The 18,090-nt window shown below is 50.4% G+C and carries 13 protein-coding genes; 8 read left to right on the top strand and 5 right to left on the bottom strand.

Annotated elements, in window-relative coordinates:
- Window positions 1-47: 47 nt before the first annotated feature.
- Together HR45_RS17995 and HR45_RS17990 are read right to left on the bottom strand one after the other, a co-directional pair.
- Entirely contained in the window at window positions 48-398 is a 351-nt protein-coding gene (locus HR45_RS17995) for a DMT family protein (protein WP_037445665.1), read from the bottom strand.
- Between the two features lie 103 nt (window positions 399-501).
- Complete coding sequence (locus HR45_RS17990; RefSeq protein ID WP_037445664.1) at window positions 502-1,401, bottom strand: LysR family transcriptional regulator; 900 nt, start codon at window positions 1,399-1,401, stop codon at window positions 502-504.
- A 154-nt stretch (window positions 1,402-1,555) separates the two neighbouring features.
- Between HR45_RS17990 and HR45_RS17985 the strand changes: the two genes are divergently transcribed.
- Window positions 1,556-2,311, top strand: coding sequence for an SDR family NAD(P)-dependent oxidoreductase (locus tag HR45_RS17985; RefSeq protein WP_037445663.1), 756 nt, complete (start codon window positions 1,556-1,558; stop codon window positions 2,309-2,311).
- Window positions 2,312-2,325: 14 nt separating this feature from the next.
- On the opposite strand, the gene HR45_RS17980 is transcribed toward HR45_RS17985, so the two are convergent.
- The gene (locus HR45_RS17980) at window positions 2,326-4,254 is read right to left on the bottom strand and encodes a methyl-accepting chemotaxis protein (RefSeq protein WP_037445662.1); all 1,929 of its coding nucleotides are present in this window, start codon (window positions 4,252-4,254) and stop codon (window positions 2,326-2,328) included.
- Between the two features lie 378 nt (window positions 4,255-4,632).
- On the opposite strand from HR45_RS17980, the gene HR45_RS17975 reads away from it, so the two are divergent.
- Genes HR45_RS17975 through HR45_RS17965 form a run of 3 tightly spaced genes read left to right on the top strand, consistent with a single transcriptional unit; the run spans window position 4,633 to window position 9,237 of the window.
- Window positions 4,633-5,889 carry an efflux RND transporter periplasmic adaptor subunit gene (locus HR45_RS17975; RefSeq protein WP_037445661.1) on the top strand — a complete coding sequence of 419 codons (1,257 nt, stop codon included), beginning with the start codon at window positions 4,633-4,635 and terminating at the stop codon, window positions 5,887-5,889.
- A gap of 3 nt (window positions 5,890-5,892) precedes the next feature.
- Entirely contained in the window at window positions 5,893-7,836 is a 1,944-nt protein-coding gene (locus HR45_RS17970) for a MacB family efflux pump subunit (protein WP_037445660.1), read from the top strand.
- A gap of 6 nt (window positions 7,837-7,842) precedes the next feature.
- Window positions 7,843-9,237 carry an efflux transporter outer membrane subunit gene (locus HR45_RS17965; protein WP_037445659.1) on the top strand — a complete coding sequence of 465 codons (1,395 nt, stop codon included), beginning with the start codon at window positions 7,843-7,845 and terminating at the stop codon, window positions 9,235-9,237.
- A 105-nt stretch (window positions 9,238-9,342) separates the two neighbouring features.
- Here the strand turns inward: HR45_RS17965 and exaC are convergent, their stop codons facing one another.
- Window positions 9,343-10,866, bottom strand: a complete 1,524-nt coding sequence (gene exaC / locus HR45_RS17960; RefSeq protein ID WP_037445658.1) for an acetaldehyde dehydrogenase ExaC — start codon at window positions 10,864-10,866, stop codon at window positions 9,343-9,345.
- Window positions 10,867-11,062: 196 nt separating this feature from the next.
- On the opposite strand from exaC, the gene HR45_RS17955 reads away from it, so the two are divergent.
- A complete protein-coding gene (locus HR45_RS17955) occupies window positions 11,063-11,992 on the top strand; it encodes a helix-turn-helix domain-containing protein (RefSeq protein ID WP_037445657.1) in 930 nt (309 codons plus the stop codon).
- Between the two features lie 23 nt (window positions 11,993-12,015).
- On the opposite strand, the gene HR45_RS17950 is transcribed toward HR45_RS17955, so the two are convergent.
- Window positions 12,016-12,705: a VOC family protein gene (locus tag HR45_RS17950; protein WP_052074828.1), complete on the bottom strand. Its 690-nt coding sequence runs from the start codon at window positions 12,703-12,705 to the stop codon at window positions 12,016-12,018.
- A gap of 403 nt (window positions 12,706-13,108) precedes the next feature.
- Here HR45_RS17950 and HR45_RS17945 point away from each other — a divergent pair, with 403 nt between their 5' ends.
- From HR45_RS17945 to HR45_RS17935, 3 genes are read left to right on the top strand one after another with little or no spacing between them, the layout of a single operon-like run.
- On the top strand, window positions 13,109-14,023 hold the full coding sequence (locus HR45_RS17945; protein ID WP_037445656.1) for an ABC transporter ATP-binding protein: 915 nt from the start codon (window positions 13,109-13,111) through the stop codon (window positions 14,021-14,023).
- Entirely contained in the window at window positions 14,016-16,874 is a 2,859-nt protein-coding gene (locus tag HR45_RS17940; protein WP_037445655.1) for a Gldg family protein, read from the top strand. The genes HR45_RS17945 and HR45_RS17940 overlap by 8 nt, the downstream gene beginning before the upstream one ends.
- A 4-nt stretch (window positions 16,875-16,878) precedes the next feature.
- Window positions 16,879-17,982 (top strand): DUF4340 domain-containing protein, encoded by a 1,104-nt coding sequence (locus tag HR45_RS17935; protein ID WP_037445654.1) that lies wholly within the window; start codon window positions 16,879-16,881, stop codon window positions 17,980-17,982.
- Window positions 17,983-18,090 lie beyond the last annotated feature (108 nt).

Below are 18,090 nucleotides of genomic sequence, written 5' to 3'. Positions count from 1 at the left end.
ACCTTGTTAATTTGGCGCACTTTCCTTATCGATTCATTAAGGTTCAGTTAATTAAACTTACTACGGAACACAAAATACACCGCGCCGACTAAGCACAGTCCCGCCCACAAATAATCTAGCTTCAATGGCTCTTTAAGGTAAAACAGCGAAAACGGCACAAACACCATTAAGGTGATGACTTCCTGTAAGATTTTGAGTTGTCCAACACTCAGCACCGTAAAGCCGATACGGTTAGCAGGCACCTGCAGAAGATACTCAAACAGGGCAATTCCCCAGCTCAGTAATGCGGCGAGCAACCAAAATTTGTTATTCAGCTCTTTTAGGTGGGCATACCAGGCAAAGGTCATAAACACGTTACTGCACACCAGTAGCGAAATGGTGACAACGATAGGATTCATGCATGTGCTCCACATCCGCAACAGGATGTGAATGGAAGAAAAGGTGGCGCATTTTACGCCTTGCGCTGCTGCGGGTAAATCGACGCCAAAGCAATTGTGTGGCTTAAGCTTGTTGCTCAGCGACAAGTGTGGCTAACCAATCGATAAACAAACGCAGACGTTGCGGCTGATGCCGTCTGGATTCATATAGAATTGCAACTGGCAATGCCGTTGGCGTATGCTGTTCTAAAACCGACACTAACGTGCCATCGGCGAGCTGCTGTGCCACCCCGTGAAGAGGCAACTGAGCGATACCGAGTCCCGCCAGACACGCAGCCAGATAAGCATCGGTAGTGCTCACCGACACTTGGCTGCGCATTGCAATGCGCTTGTTGTGACCTTGGTGGCAATATTCAAACCCTTGCGTTTGATGGCGTATCCCAGGCGCATAGTCAATCAGATAGTGCTCGTCCAGCTCATCAAGCTCTGACGGAGCGCCATACTGCGCGACATAAGCGGGACTCACACAATTTATCAGTGGAAATTCACCTAGTTTTTTGGCAATTAAATCACTGTCGTCAAGTGGCCCTACACGTAACACGCAATCTACTCGTGCTGTGATCGGATCAATGCGGTGATCGGCGCCCATTAAACGAATTTGCGTCTGTGGATGCATCGCAAACCACTCGGGCAAACGCGGTGCCACTACCAGTGAGAAAAACCGTCCCGGCATATCCACGCGTATCTCACCGCTTATGGTTTGGCTTTGCTGCTGAAATTGATTCTCTAAGCCTTCGATTTCATCGAGTAACTTTTGGCACTGAGGCAAGAAACGCTCGCCCGCCTCAGTTAAGGTCACACGTCGCGTGCTGCGATGCAGTAGCCGACTTTGCAGATGTTCTTCCAAACGGCTAATGGCACTAGATACGGCCGACTTAGGCACATTCAGATGATCAGCAGCTTGGGTAAAGCTGCCTGTTTGCGCCACCACAGCAAAACGTTTCATGCATTCAAGTTTATCCATCGGCGCCTGCAGTCCCCATTCGTTACACTAAATATCATCAATAATGTTCACATTATATGAACAGTCTTAATGGATTCCGCCAATTTATCAAGCCAAGTGCACCACGTAAGCTTAGTCGCGTTCATTATCACGCTATCATTCATAAGGAATCCCCATGAGTAAACTTGCACTTATTACCGGCGGCAGCCGTGGCCTCGGCCGCAGCGGCGCCATTGCACTCGCCAATGCTGACGTTGATGTCATCATCACTTATCTGAGCAATGAACGCGCAGCACAAGATGTCGTCAGCGACATCAAAGCCCTTGGACGGCGCGCACTTGCTCTGCAGCTTGATATGCGGGACTTTGCTGCATATGACGCATTTATGAAACAGCTTGAGCAGCAGTTACCACGGGTATTTGAACGGCATAACATCGACTACCTGCTGAACAATGCAGGCACTGGCTTACACCAAGCTTTTGTTAAAACCACGATGGCAGAATTTGATGAGCTCTATAATCTGCATCTAAAAGCGCCCTACTTTTTCACTCAAGCGCTGCTGCCATTTATCAAAAGCGGTGGCCATATTCTCAATGTGTCTTCAGGGTTGGCTCGTTTCTCGCTGCCGGGAGCAAGTGCTTACGCCATGATGAAAGGGGGGATTGAAGTGATGTCACGTTATCTGGCGCGGGAACTGGGCGAATATGGTATCAGCGTCAACACGCTAGCACCGGGCGCTATCGCCACCGACTTTAACGGTGGAACAGTCCGGGATAATGCGCAAGTGCATCAGTTTGTCACCAGTGTTACCGCTAAGGGGCGCGTGGGACAAGCTGACGACATCGGCGCGATTATCGCGATGTTGTTTAGCGATAATAGCTATTGGCTTACTGGGCAGCGGATTGAGGCCTCGGGCGGCATGCTACTTTAAGGTGCCGAGCACTGCTAAGCCTGAAACTTAGTGACCAATTGCTCTTGCGCCAATACCAGTTGTTCCAGATGTTCGCTGGACTCAGCAAAAGCACTGACCCCCGCGTAGCTATCTTCAGTGAAATCGGCAATTTGCCGAATATTGCTGGCAATGTGTTCGCAGCTACTTTGCTGCTCAACTGCGGCGCTGGCAATCTGTTCGCTGTTGCGGCTCACATCAGCAATCAGCTGCTGAATATCGTTCATGCAGCTCGCGGTATCGGCGCTTTGTTGTAAGCCTTCTGCCATTGCCATCTGACAATTATCCATCAGGTTTACCGTGGCATGCGCCCGTTGTTGCAGATGATCAATAATCTGTTTGATGGTATTGGCAGACTCACCCGTTTGCTGCGCCAGCGTACGTACTTCACTGGCGACCACCGCAAAGCCACGCCCATGCTCGCCAGCCCTCGCAGCTTCAATCGCTGCGTTGAGCGCCAACAAATTGGTTTGTTCAGCAACACCTTTAATCACATCTAACACGCCGCCGATTTCACTGGATGAGCTATCCACCGCTTTAAGCGATTCGCTCGCGTCTTTGAGATGGCTGGCCAAGGTTTCTGAACCTTTGATGCTAACGTTCACTTGCTCGCGGCCTTTGGTCACGGCGTTGCCCATGGCGATAACGCTGTCGAGCGATAACGATGCTGCCTGTGCCACTTCTTCTACTGCTTTGCCTAGCTGCTCCATCGCCACATTAACTTGCATAGTTTGTTGACGTTGTGCGTCCAGTGCCTGATGTGTCTGCTGCGAGCGACTGCGAGTTTGTTCGGCGACATTGGTCAACTGTGAGGCACCATCAGTAAATTGCTGCAGCATATGCCGGATATGGCTTAGCAGCGCATTGGTGCTATTGGCGAGCAGTCCAAATTCGTTATGGCTGCTGTAGTTAACATCCTGACTCAAGTTGCCATCGACTGCAGCATGTTGAACGCGCAATAGTTCCTTGAGTGGACGTTTTATCGAAAGATAGATATTGGCGGTCACCAGAATCACTAATGGCAACGAGATTGCCAGCGCAATCAGTGATAGCCACAACCCGGTCTGCAATGCGGCACGTACCTTGGCGGCACTGTCAGTGACCGAAGTATGCGCCGCCTGATCGACCGCTCCGAGTACGGCAATCGCGTAATCTATGGTGCCGCCAGTAAAATCAATCAGTTCATGCAGTTGCTGATTCGCTGTCACTGCAGCAGTTTTGCTGGCCACAAGCTGATTCAGTAGTTGCTGTGCATCACTCGACAAAGGTTGCGTCAATGCCGTTTTCTGTTGCTCGATGTTTTGCCCCGCTCGACTGACAGCAAAGTCATCGGTGGCGCCCATCAACGACATCACACTGTCTTGTACGGCTGAAATGTCGACACCGCTGCGGCTAATCTCACCCGCGAGGCTGCTCCATTGTTGACGTAAGTCGGTCAACTGCTCTTCCGCTTTTAACTTAGCAAGCTGCTGCTCCCCCAAGCTTTTGCCTTGGGCAAAGTAGTCCTCGTCTAAGCTATCTAGGGGGGAAATAAGTGACTGTAACTCTTCGTTACTTCCGGCTAAGCGTTTCAGTTCTGCCAACGCCTCCGCAAACGCGTTCTTCAGTTCGCCAAAGTTATCAATGGTGGTGATAGCAAGGTGGCTATCTTCAATGCCGGGGACGGTTTTAAGCTGGCGATCGGCATTGAGCAATACTTTCCCCAGCTGGTTAGTTTGCAACACCAGCGGCGTGGCTGAATCGGTCATCAGGTTGAGTTGCTGCTCGACCCGTTCACTCGACAGTAAATTGGCAATGCAGCCGCCAATAATCAACAAAGCCAGCAGTGAAAAACCAAGAATCACCTTCTGCGAAATTGACAGTCGGATAATAAAACGAGCAAACAGTCGTCCAATAAAGGACGGAAGCAAACGCCTAGCGGCCATGTGAAACATTTCCTCAACGCTGGAAAACACGGCGTGACGGCGAAAGAAAACTGGCGTCTGCCGTGACACGAGTTACGGCAAGTTTAAGAAAGTTTAATGACAGAAACATGACAATCGGCAACAACTCACAGGCCGAGCTGCAAAACTATGACAAGCACTGACATAGGTGTTTCAAAAGGTTAATAACTCTTAACCAATTGTGTATATCCACATGATTTAACGTAAATTTATACGTTCATTTGTGAATCTTTACCAATTCCTTACACTTTCGGACTCGGCCTTCACGGTAAACTGGATATACTGCCGAGAGTGAAGTTTTTATCATTTTGTATCCGCCGAGTGAGACTCGTTGTTGGACTTTCATGGAATTCTGTGCAAATGAAAAAATCGTTGAAACGCAAGCTGATTTTTGTCGCTGTGTTAGTTGTAATTGCGCTTGCAGTTGCTATCTATTATGCAACCCGTCCAAAACCCGCCCCGACCTATGCTACTGAACCAGCACACCGCGGCAATATTGAAAATACCGTCTTAGCCAACGGCATGTTGCAGGCATATAAATTAGTGAATGTTGGTGCGCAGGTATCCGGTCAGATTAAAACCCTGTCAGTCGAGCTCGGCCAAGAGGTCAAGAAAGGTGACTTGATTGCGCAGATCGACAGCCTGACGCAACAGAACAGTTTAAAAAACAGCCAAGCCTCACTCACCAGCATCAGAGCGCAGTATCGCGCCAAGCAAGCACAGATCCATCAGGCAGAGTTAGAGTACGCGCGACAAAAAGCAATGCTTGCCGATAACGCCAGTTCTAAAGCAGATTATGAAGCGGCAGAAGCCAATCTCACCGTCTATAAAGCCGAGTTAGAACAGTTAAAAGCGCAACAAGCGCAAGCTGAAATCCAGGTCGATAACGCCAAAGTGGATTTAGGTTACACCACCATTGAAGCACCGATGGACGGCACAGTGGTCTACAACGCGGTCGAAGTGGGCCAAACCGTTAACTCCAATCAAACCACGCCAACCATTGTGGAAATGGCACAGCTCGACAAAATGACCGTTAAGGCGCAGATCTCTGAAGCCGATGTGGTCAACGTCAAACCGGGCCAACAGGTGTATTTCACCATTTTGGGTAACCCCAATAAAAAATACTATGCCAAGTTGCGCGCCATCGAGCCCGGCCCGACATCGATGGATGGCAATGATAAAGACATGACCTCCAGTGACTCTGATGCTATCTACTACAACGGTTTGTTTGACGTCGACAACGCTGATCGTGCACTTCGTATTGGCATGACCGCTCAGGTATCGATCATCCTGGCACAGGCGAACGATGTGCTGCTGGTGCCCGCACAAGTATTACAAACCGCCAAGGCCACCGCGGGCAAGGCGGGGGCTGCCGGAAAACCGGGCGAGCGCTCCAATAAAGCAAATAGCGCCGCGCCACACAAACGCGCTAGCCAATATCAGGTGCCAGTATTGGTCGATGGCACAGTGGAATATCGTGACGTGCAAGTCGGCATTAACAACAAAGTCTATGCCGAAATCACCTCTGGGCTTAATGAAGGCGATGAAGTGATCATCGGCATGCCATCAGGCGACAGCTTTACCAATCGTATGGGTCGCCCACCAATGAGATTTTAATTTATGAGCAAACCATTACTTGAAGTCAGTGGTGTGTATCGCTCATTTCCGGCGGGCGAGCAGCAACTGACTGTACTGCACGATATTAATCTCACCATTGAACGTGGTGAGATGGTGGCCATTGTGGGTCAGTCAGGCTCGGGCAAATCCACCCTGATGAATATCCTAGGTTGTCTAGATAAACCGTCAGCAGGTACATACTTCATCAATGGCAACGACACCTCCAAAATGGAAGCCGATGAGTTGGCCGAGCTACGGCGCGAGTACTTTGGCTTTATTTTTCAGCGCTACCATCTGCTGGGAGATTTAACTGCCGTCGGTAATGCCGAAGTCCCAGCCATTTATGCTGGTAAGGCCCGTGAAGCACGCCACGAACGCGCCGAGCAACTGCTGTCACGCTTAGGCCTTGGGGATCGACTCGATCATAAACCGAGCCAGTTAAGTGGTGGCCAGCAGCAGCGCGTCAGTGTGGCGCGTGCGTTGATGAACGGCGGCGATGTGATCCTCGCCGATGAACCCACCGGGGCGCTTGATAGTCACAGCGGTGAAGAGATGATGCGGCTGTTGCAAGAACTGCATGAAGATGGCCACACCATTATTATCGTCACTCACGATATGCAGGTTGCGGAATATGCTGACCGCATTATCGAAATCAAGGATGGGGTAATTTTCGCCGATCGCCGTAATAAGCCCTCGCCGGAACCGAAGACCATCCCGATCCACACGCCACAACCTCGCAACTGGCTGGCCATTTGGGATAACTTTGCCGAAGCGCTAAAAATGGCCCTGCTGGCCATGTCATCACATCGGCTGCGGACCTTTTTGACCATGCTGGGGATTATTATCGGTATCGCATCCGTGGTGTCGGTGGTGGCCTTAGGTGAAGGTTCACAACAAGCAATTTTGAAAAACATCAGCTCCATGGGCACCAATACCATTGATATTCGCCCCGGCAAAGGCTTTGGTGACAGGCGCTCAGGTCGCGTTCGCACCCTTACCGCTAGTGATGCCGATGCACTCAATAACTTACCCTTTGTTGATAGTGTGACGCCGTCCATCAGCACCAGTGTTACCATTCGCTATGGCAACCAAGCCAAAAGCGCCTCGGTCAGCGGTGTTGGCCCAGACTTCTTCCGTGTGCGCGGTTATGAACTCGCCGCCGGACAATATTGGGATGCCCACAGCGTCGAGACACTAGCACAAGAAGCGGTGATCGATGACAACACCAAGCGTGAGCTATTTCCTGACAGTAATCCGATTGGTGAAGTCATCTTTCTCGGCAGCTTACCGGTACGCATTATCGGAGTGACCGAAAAGAAACAAAGTGCCTTTGGCAACAATGATGCGCTTACCGTCTGGGTGCCTTACACCACGGTGGGTGGCCGCATGATGGGGCAACATTACCTTGGCAGTATTTCGGTCCGAATAAATCAAGACGCACCAAGTGCTGCGGCTGAGCAAGGGATTATCACCCTGCTGAAAATGCGCCACGGCACGGAAGATTTCTTCACTATCAATACCGATACCATTCGACAAAATATTGAAAAAACCACCGCAACCATGACACTGCTGATCTCCGCGATTGCGGTAATCTCATTGATTGTAGGCGGGATTGGCGTGATGAATATTATGTTGGTGTCCGTTACCGAGCGCACCCGTGAAATCGGCGTTCGTATGGCCGTTGGTGCCCGCCAAGGCGATATTCTGCGGCAATTTTTGATTGAGGCGATTTTGGTTTGTCTCTGCGGCGGTATTTTAGGGATCAGCCTGTCATTTTTGATTGGCTTTGGTTTCTCCTCAGCCAGCAGTAACTTCCAAATGATCTACTCCACCAATTCAATTATTGCCGCCTTTGCCTGCTCAACCCTGATCGGAGTGTTGTTTGGCTTCTTACCTGCGCGCAATGCAGCGCGCCTCGATCCTGTCGATGCCTTGGCCAGAGAGTAATGTCTAATGAAACAGTTAACGATGAAATATCATTTGGCCACCATCGCCGTATGTAGCACGCTACTCAGCGGCTGTGGAATGCTGACCCGTAGTGAGTTTGAACCGCCGCAGCTGGATATTCCTAACAGCTGGCAACAAACCCAAGTGGCTAATGCAGTAAAATTAGATCCTTGGTGGCAATCTTTTCAAAATCCTGAGCTCAATACGCTGATCAAAGATGTGCTCACCCACAACAGCGATTTAGCGCTGGCGACACTCACGTTGCAAAGGGCACGTTTGCAAGCAGGATTATCACGAGATGATCTGTGGCCACAACTTAGCGCCAATGTTGCGGCAACTAAGAGTAAACCGCTGGATGGCGGCGACAGCAGCACCAGCTATAGCACCAGCGCCTCGATTAGCTACGAAGTCGATCTATGGGGCCGAGTGTCGGCCAACATCGACCAAGCGCAATGGGCGGCGATGGCCAGTCAGGAAGATCGCGAAAGTACTGCACAAAGTTTAGTGGCCACCACCGCCTCACTTTACTGGCAAATTGGCTACCTAAAACAACGTATTCAGCTCAGCCAAAATAGTATCGACTATGCCAAACAGACATTAACCCTGACGCAGCAGCAATATGCCACTGGCGCCGTATCGCAGCTTAATGTACTGGAAGCCCAGCGTAGCCTGGCGGGACAGGAATCCAGCCATAGTGAGTTAGTGCAGCAGCTCGTTGAAGCACAGAATGCCATGGCTATTTTATTCGACAGGCCACCAGAGCAGTTTCCGATCGCCATCGACAAACTGCCTGACGGCAAAGTGCCGACCATCAACGCGGGCGTACCAGCCGATCTGTTAGTACGACGTCCCGATGTTAAAGCGGCGCTGTATCAACTGAAAGCCAGCTTAGCGGCCAAAGATGCGACATTTGCGCAGTATTTTCCGACGCTAAATCTGACCGGTTCTGTAGGTGATTCATCCAGTGAACTCAAAGAGTTGCTGCGCAACCCTATCGGGACGCTGGGGGCTGGTTTGACCTTGCCATTCTTGCAATGGCGGCAGATGAGCATCAACAATGATATCGCTGATATAGATTACCAGTCGGCGACCATTAGCTATCGTCAAACGCTCTACAAAGCCTTTGAAGATGTTAACAATGCCATTTCTGCGCGGCAGCAATATGCCTATCAAGGTGAAAAACTGCAATTGCAATATGACTCGGCAGCAGCGGCAGAGAAAATCTACGCCAGCCAATATCGTAATGGCGCGGTGAGTATTCAGGATTGGCTGACAGCGCAAGAAACGCTGCGTAACGCTGAGGCGTCACTGCTGCAAAATCGCTACAATCAGCTGACCGCGCAATCCACCCTGTATTTAGCATTAGGCGGCAGTGATATCGCACCTGCGTTGCATGACTAGCAGCGCTTCCACTGTAGCCAACAGACGAAAAAAACCGGCGGGGGATATCCGCCGGTTCGGGATTCTGCCACCGTCCCACGAGCCTATGGGACTCGGCAGAAAAAACTAGAAGAAGCCGAGTGGGCTAGTGCCGTAGCTCACCAGCAAGTTCTTGGTCTGCTGATAATGCTCCAACGCCATTTTGTGCGTTTCACGGCCAATACCCGATTTCTTATATCCACCAAACGCCGCATGCGCCGGATAAGCATGATAGCAGTTGGTCCACACCCGTCCGGCTTTAATACCGCGGCCCATGCGATACGCGCGATTCATATCACGAGTCCACACCCCGGCACCTAGACCAAACTCGGTATCATTGGCGATTGCCAGTGCATCCGCCTCATCTTTAAAGGTGGTCACCCCAACGACAGGGCCAAAAATTTCTTCTTGGAACACACGCATCTTGTTGTGTCCCAACATCAAAGTGGGTTGGATGTAGAAGCCCTTATTCAAGGTCGAATTCGGCATCTGCTCCACACCGCCACCAATCAGGAAATTCACCCCTTCATTACGGCCAATTTCCAGATAATTCATGATACGTTCAAACTGTTCTAATGAAGCCTGCGCGCCCACTTGAGTCTCAGTATCAAGCGGGTTACCACGTACAATCCGCTCAGCACGCGCCACCACTTGTTTGATGAATTCAGGATAGATGCTTTCTTGGATTAACGCACGGGATGGACAGGTACAAACTTCACCTTGGTTGAAAAATGCCAGCACAGTACCTTCAACACATTTGCTGAGATAGTCGTCTTCAAATTGCATCACATCTTCAAAGTAGATGTTCGGTGACTTACCGCCTAACTCAACGGTACTCGGAATGAGCAAGTCTGCGGCGCAGCGTAAAATATGTTGCCCAACCGGCGTTGACCCGGTGAAGGCCAGTTTCGCAATACGTTTACTGGTCGCCAGTGCTTGCCCCGCTTCTTCACCGATACCATTGACGATATTGATTACACCCGCTGGCAATAGATCACCAATCAGCTCCATCAACACCAAAATAGACGCCGGTGTCTGTTCGGCTGGTTTCAGTACCACACAGTTCCCCGCTGCCAGCGCTGGCGCAAGCTTCCATGCCGCCATCAGCAACGGGAAGTTCCACGGAATAATCTGCCCGACAACCCCGAGCGGCTCATGGAAATGGTACGCAACTGTCGTGCTATCAATTTCTGCTGCTGTACCCTCTTGGGCGCGAATACAACCAGCAAAATAGCGGAAGTGGTCAACCATCAACGGAATATCAGCGGCTAAGGTCTCACGTACAGCCTTACCGTTATCCCATGTTTCCGCTACCGCAAGTAGTTCTAAATTCTGTTCGATGCGGTCAGCGATTTTCAGCATAATGTTGCTACGCTCAGCGACTGATGTGCTTCCCCAAGCACCCGCAGCAGCGTGAGCGGCATCTAATGCCAGTTCGATATCGGCTTCGTCAGATAAAGGCACCTGACAAAATACCTCACCATTTACAGGTGAAATATTATCAAAATAGCGGCCTGCAACAGGCTCGACCCAGCGGCCTCCAATGTAGTTTTGATATTGAGACTTGAATGTTACAACGGAACCAAGCTCCCCAGGATTGGCGTAAATCATGTGCATTACCTCTTAGCTTTTAGTGGTATTGTGCGTTTTGTCACATCAAGATTAGACTTTAATAACATTCATGACTTCGCTGGTTGTCCTTTTTAGTTTGCTGAGCGTCCAAAACGTTCTGCTAATTTAACTAAGCGACAAATAAGCAGATGAACGTAGCAAGTAACATCCTAAGAACCTTGAAAAAGGAGTGAAGATGCCTATCGCAGAATCACTGTTGCAACCGCTACACGCCAGTCGCCGCACGGTGAGACAACTGGTGGAAAATCGCACCTTGTATGAATCTCACGGCTTAGACTTAGCGATTTATGACACCTACGAAGAAGCCGAACGTGTGCGCCTTGATGCAGACCAAGTGCTGTATTGCGCCATGCTTAGCGGCAAAAAAGTGCTGCATGGTGAAGATGGTTATGACGCAGCATTTTTGCCCAATGAATCCTTTGTGATGTCACCGGGCGATAAAGTCTACATCGACTTTCCCGAAGCCTCGTCTGCAGCACCAACGACCTGTCTGACACTGTCTTTTAGTCCAACGCGGATTATTGAGGCACGCGATAAATTAGCCATGCAACATGCTGATATTCAGCTCAACAGCTGGTGCAACATTACCAACCATCACCTGCACATTACCCATTCAGCGGCGACTCAGCACTTGCTACTGCGGATTGCCGATGCGTTTATGATGGGCGACCATGACCGCGACTTAGTGCTCAATTTCGGGGTTGATGAACTGCTGTCACGCATGGCGCGTCAATATGGTCATCAGGCGTTGTTGCAATTGGCCGCGCAGGATCCTGAGCAAAATGCGCTCACCGCAGTACTCAGTTTTATCGATAAGCATCTGCACCGGGCCATCGATGTTGAACAGTTGTGTAAAGTGGCGTGTATGAGCCGCAGCAAACTCTATCAACAGTTTACTGCGTTAGCCGGATGTAGTCCGATGGAATATATTCAGCAGCAGCGATTGCACCGTGCGCAAATACTTTTAGAACAAGGGCAAAGTGTTACCCAAGCATTTTTAAGTGCTGGCTTTGTCAACGCCGCGCATTTTTCCCGTCGTTTTCAACAGCATTTTGGCGTTACGCCAAAACAGTACGCGGTAAAGGCGATGCAAAAAGCCGGGTAATCGGCACTCAGCTAAACGCGGCGTTACCAGTTCACCACCAAAGGTAACGCCGGTCGAAAATCATGGCAGCGTCCTTGGATGCCATCATCAAAAATTAACTCCATCAACGGGGTCAGTCCTGGCACTAAAGAGACGCAGCTTTCGGCCACCAGCGTCTTCGCCACTGCCGATATACTCGCGCCCTGCGTGGTACTGATAATCACTGCGCTGAGTCGGCTAAATCCTGCTGAATCAAGCATCTGTTGCGTCCGATAAGGCGGAACCTTGTGCTCAGGGCTGCTTAAGAAAAACCACATTGGCTCGGTGAGAGGATTACTGGCAGCCAACGCCAGTTGATAATCATGCGGAAGATAATCGGGGCGGTAATCCCGCAGTTCAACATCACCGCTCGGCAAAGATTTAAAGCAGATGCCAAACGGCGAAATATCACTGCAATGCTGTCCAAAACGCTCATGTAAACGGGTGATACGGCTTGTGTCTGACTGCAGCGCCAGCTCATCCTGAACATAAAGTAATTCAAGATAGGTATTCCCAAAGAAAAAACGTCGATTCGCCGTTCCCTGCCCTTGATGAACGCGCGGCTCGCCCTCTTGTAAACCAAATGCCTCTAGCACTTCAGCTTCTGGCGCGGTAGGACTGCATAAAATAAACAGATGATCTATTTCCATAATACCGACCTTAATATCCACCCAGCGTTGATTGATTACCGCCATTAAGCGTAGGCGTTTTTATGATAAAAAACGTCATATTGCGCAAAAAATTAAAGCGAAGATTTCCCTCAAATTAACATCCGTTCATATAAGCAGATTAACCATTCAACATCGTTAAAAGCCTCGCTACACTCGGAGTCACTAGTCTAAACCTCAATTGTTCATTGTGACGGAGTAACCGCCCATGACGGTGCTTAGTAGCCAAGCTAGCGCGACCATAACGACCAGTTGCCGACGAATCATTGGCCGCTATCAGTCGCCGCATACACGGCTGATGACGTCACTATTTACCGGGCCTCCTTAAGCCCTTCCCGGTCCCCGCAGCGGGCAATGCCAAAATAACTCTCACAGGTTGTCATCAGCGTGACGACAGGCTCCCTTTTACCCAAAATTGACGGAGAAAATAATGATAAAGGCGGAACACCTAAGCCGCAGTTACGGCGAATTTACCGCGGTCGATGATGTGAGCTTTCACATTGACCGCGGTGAAGTGGTGGGATTGCTGGGCCATAATGGCGCAGGTAAATCTACCATTATGAAGATGTTGACCGGCTACCTCGAGCCCACCCAAGGATCGATTCACATCGACGGACTGCAAGTCGGCCTCGAAACTCAAGCAATTCAGGCAAAAATTGGCTATTTACCAGAGAATTGCCCGGTATGGCCTGATATGACAGTGATTGACTATCTGGAATATCAGGCGATGTTGCATGGTGTGGTGGCGCCGTTACGCAGTCGCGCCGTTGCCGCAGCAATTCGTTGTACCGCGCTGAGAGAAAAAGCGACAGCCCCGATTCAAACTCTGTCACGTGGTTACCGCCAACGGGTCGGCGTTGCCCAAGCGCTGCTTCACCAACCCGATATTATTATTCTGGATGAACCGACTAATGGGCTCGATCCGACGCAGATCTTACAAATGCGACAACTCATCAAAGAGCTCGCAAAAACGGCGACCGTGATTATCTCCACTCACATCATGCAAGAAGTACAAGCCGTGTGTGAACGGGTATTGATCATGCGGCGTGGTCAGCTGGTCGTCGATGCCCGTATGGACCAATTGCAAACCCACCAAGGGCTCAGCCTGTGTCTCGACCGAGATGCCACAACAGCACTGCGCCAGATCGACGGCATAGCATCGCTGCAACAACGTCCCTCAAATGATGGTCGCTGGTATTGCAATATCGACTCAGCCACCGAGCTGGCCCCCACCATTGCCAACGCGGTTTGTCAGGCTGGCTTTCAGCTATACGCGTTGGAACCACGTAAACGCGACCTAGAAACTGTCTTTGCTGAAGTAAATCGGGAGGTAGCCCATGGCTGAATGGCAGCAAATCGCGCGCAAAGAGTTTCGCGCCTTCTTTAACTCGCCAGCGGCGATTCTCTTTCTCGGGACCTTCATCGTTGCTTGTCTGTTTGTGGTGTTTTGGGTGGCAGGCTTTTTTGCCCGCAACATCGCAGATGTTCGACCGCTGTTTAACTGGATTCCACTACTGCTGATCTTTCTGGTAGCAGCACTGACCATGCGCAGTTGGTCGGAAGAACAACGCGCAGGCACTCTTGAATCTTTGCTCACTAGTCCGGTAAATCCGCTGACACTGATCATCGGTAAATTCGCCGCCATGCTCGGCTTGGTGGCCATCGCCTTGCTGCTGACATTGCCTTTGCCTATTACGGTGTCCTTGATGGGGCCGCTCGATTGGGGCCCGGTGATTGGTGGCTATGTGGCCTCGCTGTTCCTCGCTGCCGCCTACATAGCTATCGGCCTGTACATGAGTTCACGTACCGATAACGCTATCGTCGCCCTGATCTTAACCTTAGTGGTGTGCGGTCTGTTCTACCTTATCGGCAGTCCACAGCTGACGAATCTGTTTGGCTATCACGCGGGAGATATACTGCGCGGTTTAGGCACAGGCTCACGCTTTGACTCCATTACCCGCGGCGTGCTGGATCTGCGCGATCTATATTATTACCTGTCATTAGTGGGCATATTTCTGGCGTTAAACATGCTGCGCTTGGAACGTATCCGCTGGGCTGGTAACCAACAAAACAGTAAACATCGCCAATGGCGCTGGGTCACAGCATTGGTGGTAATCAACTTTATTGCGGGTAATCTGTGGCTAAACCAAGTGCACTGGGCGCGCTTGGACATGACCCAAGGCCAGCAATATACCTTGTCTGAAGCCAGTAAACATTATCTGGCACAGCTACAAGAGCCGTTGCTGATCCGCGGCTATTTTTCCGCCAAAACCCATCCCTTGTTAGCCCCCTTGGTACCGCAAATTAAGGACTTGCTGCAAGAGTATGCGGTGGCGTCTGGCAATAAGGTTCATGTGGAGTTTATTGATCCACAAAAAGACCAACGAGCCGAGCAACAAGCGGCATCACGCTATGGCATCAAGCCGCTTTCATTTGAAACCGCTAACAAATATTCGGCCGGAGTGATGAGCTCTTACTTCAATGTGGTGATAGCTTACGGCGATAAGTTTAAGGTGCTCAATTATCAGGATCTGATTGACGTTAAGGGGCGAGGAGATCATCTCGATGTATTGCTGAAAAATCCCGAATACACTGTCACCAGCGCCATTCGTAATGTCATGCATCAATGGCAAGCAGGTGGCAATCCATTTGACACGATTCATGGCGACGTCGTATTCCACGGCTATATTTCCGGCAAACAAAACTTGCCCGCCCCCTTACAAAAACTGCGTAGTGCCTTGAATGAAATTCTCAGCGATTTAACCCAGCAGGCGGCTGGAAAACTGCAAACAGAATTTGCCGATCCTCTGCAAAACCCACAACTCGCGAGCACACTAAAGCAAGAATATGGATTTGCTCCGCAAGTCATGGGGCTGACAGATCGTAAACCCTTCTGGTTCTACATGACGCTGGAAAACGGTGGCAGCAAGGTACAAATTCCGCTGCCAGAAAAACTCGATAAGGCGACACTGAAACACAGTATTCAAGCTGCGCTGCAACGCTTAGCGCCGGGATTTATGAAAACCGTTGCGCTGGCGGCACCTAAGGCTAACTACATGTCACCAAGTAATAATAGCTACAGCATGTTGCGCGAAGAGCTGTCGAAAAATCTCAAAGTAGAAGATGAAGATTTGAGTGATGGTACTGTGTCGCAAGATGCCGACTTCCTGCTGGTGATGGCGCCAAAAAACCTCGACGAAAAATCGCTGTTTGCTATCGATCAGTTCCTCATGCGTGGCGGTAGTGTGATGATTGCTACCTCCCCCTATGACGTGAACATTAAGCAGGGGCTCACAGCCCAGAGCAATAGCAGTGGTCTCAGCAAGTGGCTGGCACACTTTGGCATGAGCATGGACAGCAAACTGGTGCTTGATCCGCGTAATGCCGCGCTGCCAATCCCAGTGAATCGCAATGTCGGTGGTATCACTATTCGTCAGGTGCAGATGATGCCCTATGCCTACTTCCCCGACTTACGTGATACTCAACTGGATGGCGACAATCCTGTCACCGCATCACTTGGGCAATTGACGCTTAACTGGGCATCACCGTTGAGCATTGATAACAACCTCAGCGCCAAACGCGATGTCAGTACTCTGCTGCGCAGCTCTGATCATAGTTGGCTGTCAGCCCAGCTAAATTTGGTGCCAGATTACCGCAGCAATCCGCAAAGTGGCTTTAAGCCGGAGGGCAAACCTCAGTCTTATCCGTTAGCGGTAGCCGAAACGGGGGCATTTGATTCATTCTTCGCCGGTAAAGCCTCTCCCTTACTCAATGAGCAAGCCAGCGGCAATAAAACCCAAGGGAAAACTGCAACCACTGTGAATAGTGACAAGGTCAGCAGTCTGATAGCCCACTCGCCCGAATCTGCACGTTTGATCGTGATCGCCAGTAACGGCTTTGCCAGCGACAACACCTTGAGTCTTGAGTCGCAAGGACTAAGCTCGCTCTACAACAAACCGATTGATTTCATTCAAAACAGTATCGATTGGTCACTGGAAGATCCGGCCTTGCTATCACTGCGCGGTCACACACAATTCGCGCGCACCTTAGTCGGAATGAAACTAGCGCAGCAACAATTCTGGGAGTATCTCAACTATGGCCTCGCGGTATTGTGTTTATTGCTGGTATGGCTCTGGCGCCGGCAGGTAAAACGCGCCGATACCCGTCGCTACCAACAGATCCTCGCGGAGGTATAACCTGATGAAAAAACTAATCTATCTGTTAAGTGGACTGCTAGCAGCGCAACTGCTGCTCACCTTGCTACTGAATAGCGGCAGCAGCGTCAGTAGTCATTCGGTCAATCAGGCGTTACTGGCGTTAGATGCGAATAAAATTGATAGCATCATCCTGAGCGACGCTAATGGTGCCTCGGTCAAACTGACACGCGACAAACAGCAATGGCAGTTGCCGGAGCACGACAATTTTGCCGCTGATCAGCACCAGGTTGGGCAACTGCTCAATACCTTAGCCACTCTTAAACATGGTGAGGCACTCGCCGACAGTGACAGCGCGGCTGAGCGCTTTAAAGTGGCGCCTAACAGTTTTGCGCGTAAAGTGACCCTGCAGGAAAAAGGCACCGATATCGTCACCTTGTATATTGGCACCTCGGCAGCTATGCGCAAAACACACGTTCGGGTTGCAGGTGATGAGGCGATTTATCTGGCCAATCTTCCTGTGTATCAGTTGCCTGCTGACTACAGTGACTGGGTTAAACATGATGCGCTGCAACTGAAAGCCAATGAGATTGAGTCGGTGAGTTTTGATGGGGTAACCTTAAGCCGCTCTCACAACCACAAAACGCCAGCCAGCGATACTGATCTCAGCAGTAACATGGTCGCGGCGCTTGCCGATGGCAAACAACCGCAAAAGCACACTGATACAGGTTGGCAATTAGTGCCTTTAAAAACCGGTGAACAGCTAAAAGTAAGCGGTTTAGATAATGTGCTGCATCAGCTCACGAACTTACGTGTATCGAAACTGCTCGGCAGTGACAGCCAGGGCGACTACAACCTTGATGCCCCAGTCCTTGAGGTGACGGTAAAACGCAATCAAGGCAAAGAGGTACGTTATACCCTTGCCCCCTTGAGCCATGCTGCGAGCAGTACTCAGCAAGCGACGAATGACGCAAACAATTCGCCAAAAGGCTTTGTGCTTAAAAGCTCACTCAGCCCTGAGTATTTCCTGTTACCCACAGAACAAGCAAAGCCATTTATTGAGGCCTTTCAGGCGGATCAATTAAGCCATGCGGTTGTCGCCAATAATGCAACTACGAGCAAGGCAAGCAACGCCCACTCACCGGGTTAGACACGATGCACAACCAAGGGCTGCTACATTGCAGCCCTTTTTAATTGTCAACCTTAAACCACCTCCTATGGAGGTGATGATCGTTTAGTCGGGGCTATGCCCGTAGAG

The sequence above is a fragment of the Shewanella mangrovi genome (assembly GCF_000753795.1).
Classification (GTDB): domain Bacteria; phylum Pseudomonadota; class Gammaproteobacteria; order Enterobacterales; family Shewanellaceae; genus Shewanella; species Shewanella mangrovi.
The sequence above is the reverse complement of the archived record's forward strand: the minus strand, read 5'-3'. Positions and strand labels throughout refer to the sequence as shown.

What these genes read in the sequence shown, in the direction of transcription:
- HR45_RS17995 (WP_037445665.1), bottom strand. Translation starts at nt 398, where the DNA reads ATGAATCCTATCGTTGTCACCATTTCGCTACTGGTGTGCAGTAACGTG.
- HR45_RS17985 (WP_037445663.1), top strand. Translation starts at nt 1,556, where the DNA reads ATGAGTAAACTTGCACTTATTACCGGCGGCAGCCGTGGCCTCGGCCGC.
- HR45_RS17955 (WP_037445657.1), top strand. Translation starts at nt 11,063, where the DNA reads ATGCCTATCGCAGAATCACTGTTGCAACCGCTACACGCCAGTCGCCGC.
- HR45_RS17970 (WP_037445660.1), top strand. Translation starts at nt 5,893, where the DNA reads ATGAGCAAACCATTACTTGAAGTCAGTGGTGTGTATCGCTCATTTCCG.
- HR45_RS17935 (WP_037445654.1), top strand. Translation starts at nt 16,879, where the DNA reads ATGAAAAAACTAATCTATCTGTTAAGTGGACTGCTAGCAGCGCAACTG.
- HR45_RS17990 (WP_037445664.1), bottom strand. Translation starts at nt 1,401, where the DNA reads ATGGATAAACTTGAATGCATGAAACGTTTTGCTGTGGTGGCGCAAACA.
- HR45_RS17965 (WP_037445659.1), top strand. Translation starts at nt 7,843, where the DNA reads ATGAAACAGTTAACGATGAAATATCATTTGGCCACCATCGCCGTATGT.
- HR45_RS17980 (WP_037445662.1), bottom strand. Translation starts at nt 4,254, where the DNA reads ATGGCCGCTAGGCGTTTGCTTCCGTCCTTTATTGGACGACTGTTTGCT.
- HR45_RS17975 (WP_037445661.1), top strand. Translation starts at nt 4,633, where the DNA reads ATGAAAAAATCGTTGAAACGCAAGCTGATTTTTGTCGCTGTGTTAGTT.
- exaC (WP_037445658.1), bottom strand. Translation starts at nt 10,866, where the DNA reads ATGATTTACGCCAATCCTGGGGAGCTTGGTTCCGTTGTAACATTCAAG.
- HR45_RS17945 (WP_037445656.1), top strand. Translation starts at nt 13,109, where the DNA reads ATGATAAAGGCGGAACACCTAAGCCGCAGTTACGGCGAATTTACCGCG.
- HR45_RS17940 (WP_037445655.1), top strand. Translation starts at nt 14,016, where the DNA reads ATGGCTGAATGGCAGCAAATCGCGCGCAAAGAGTTTCGCGCCTTCTTT.
- HR45_RS17950 (WP_052074828.1), bottom strand. Translation starts at nt 12,705, where the DNA reads ATGGCGGTAATCAATCAACGCTGGGTGGATATTAAGGTCGGTATTATG.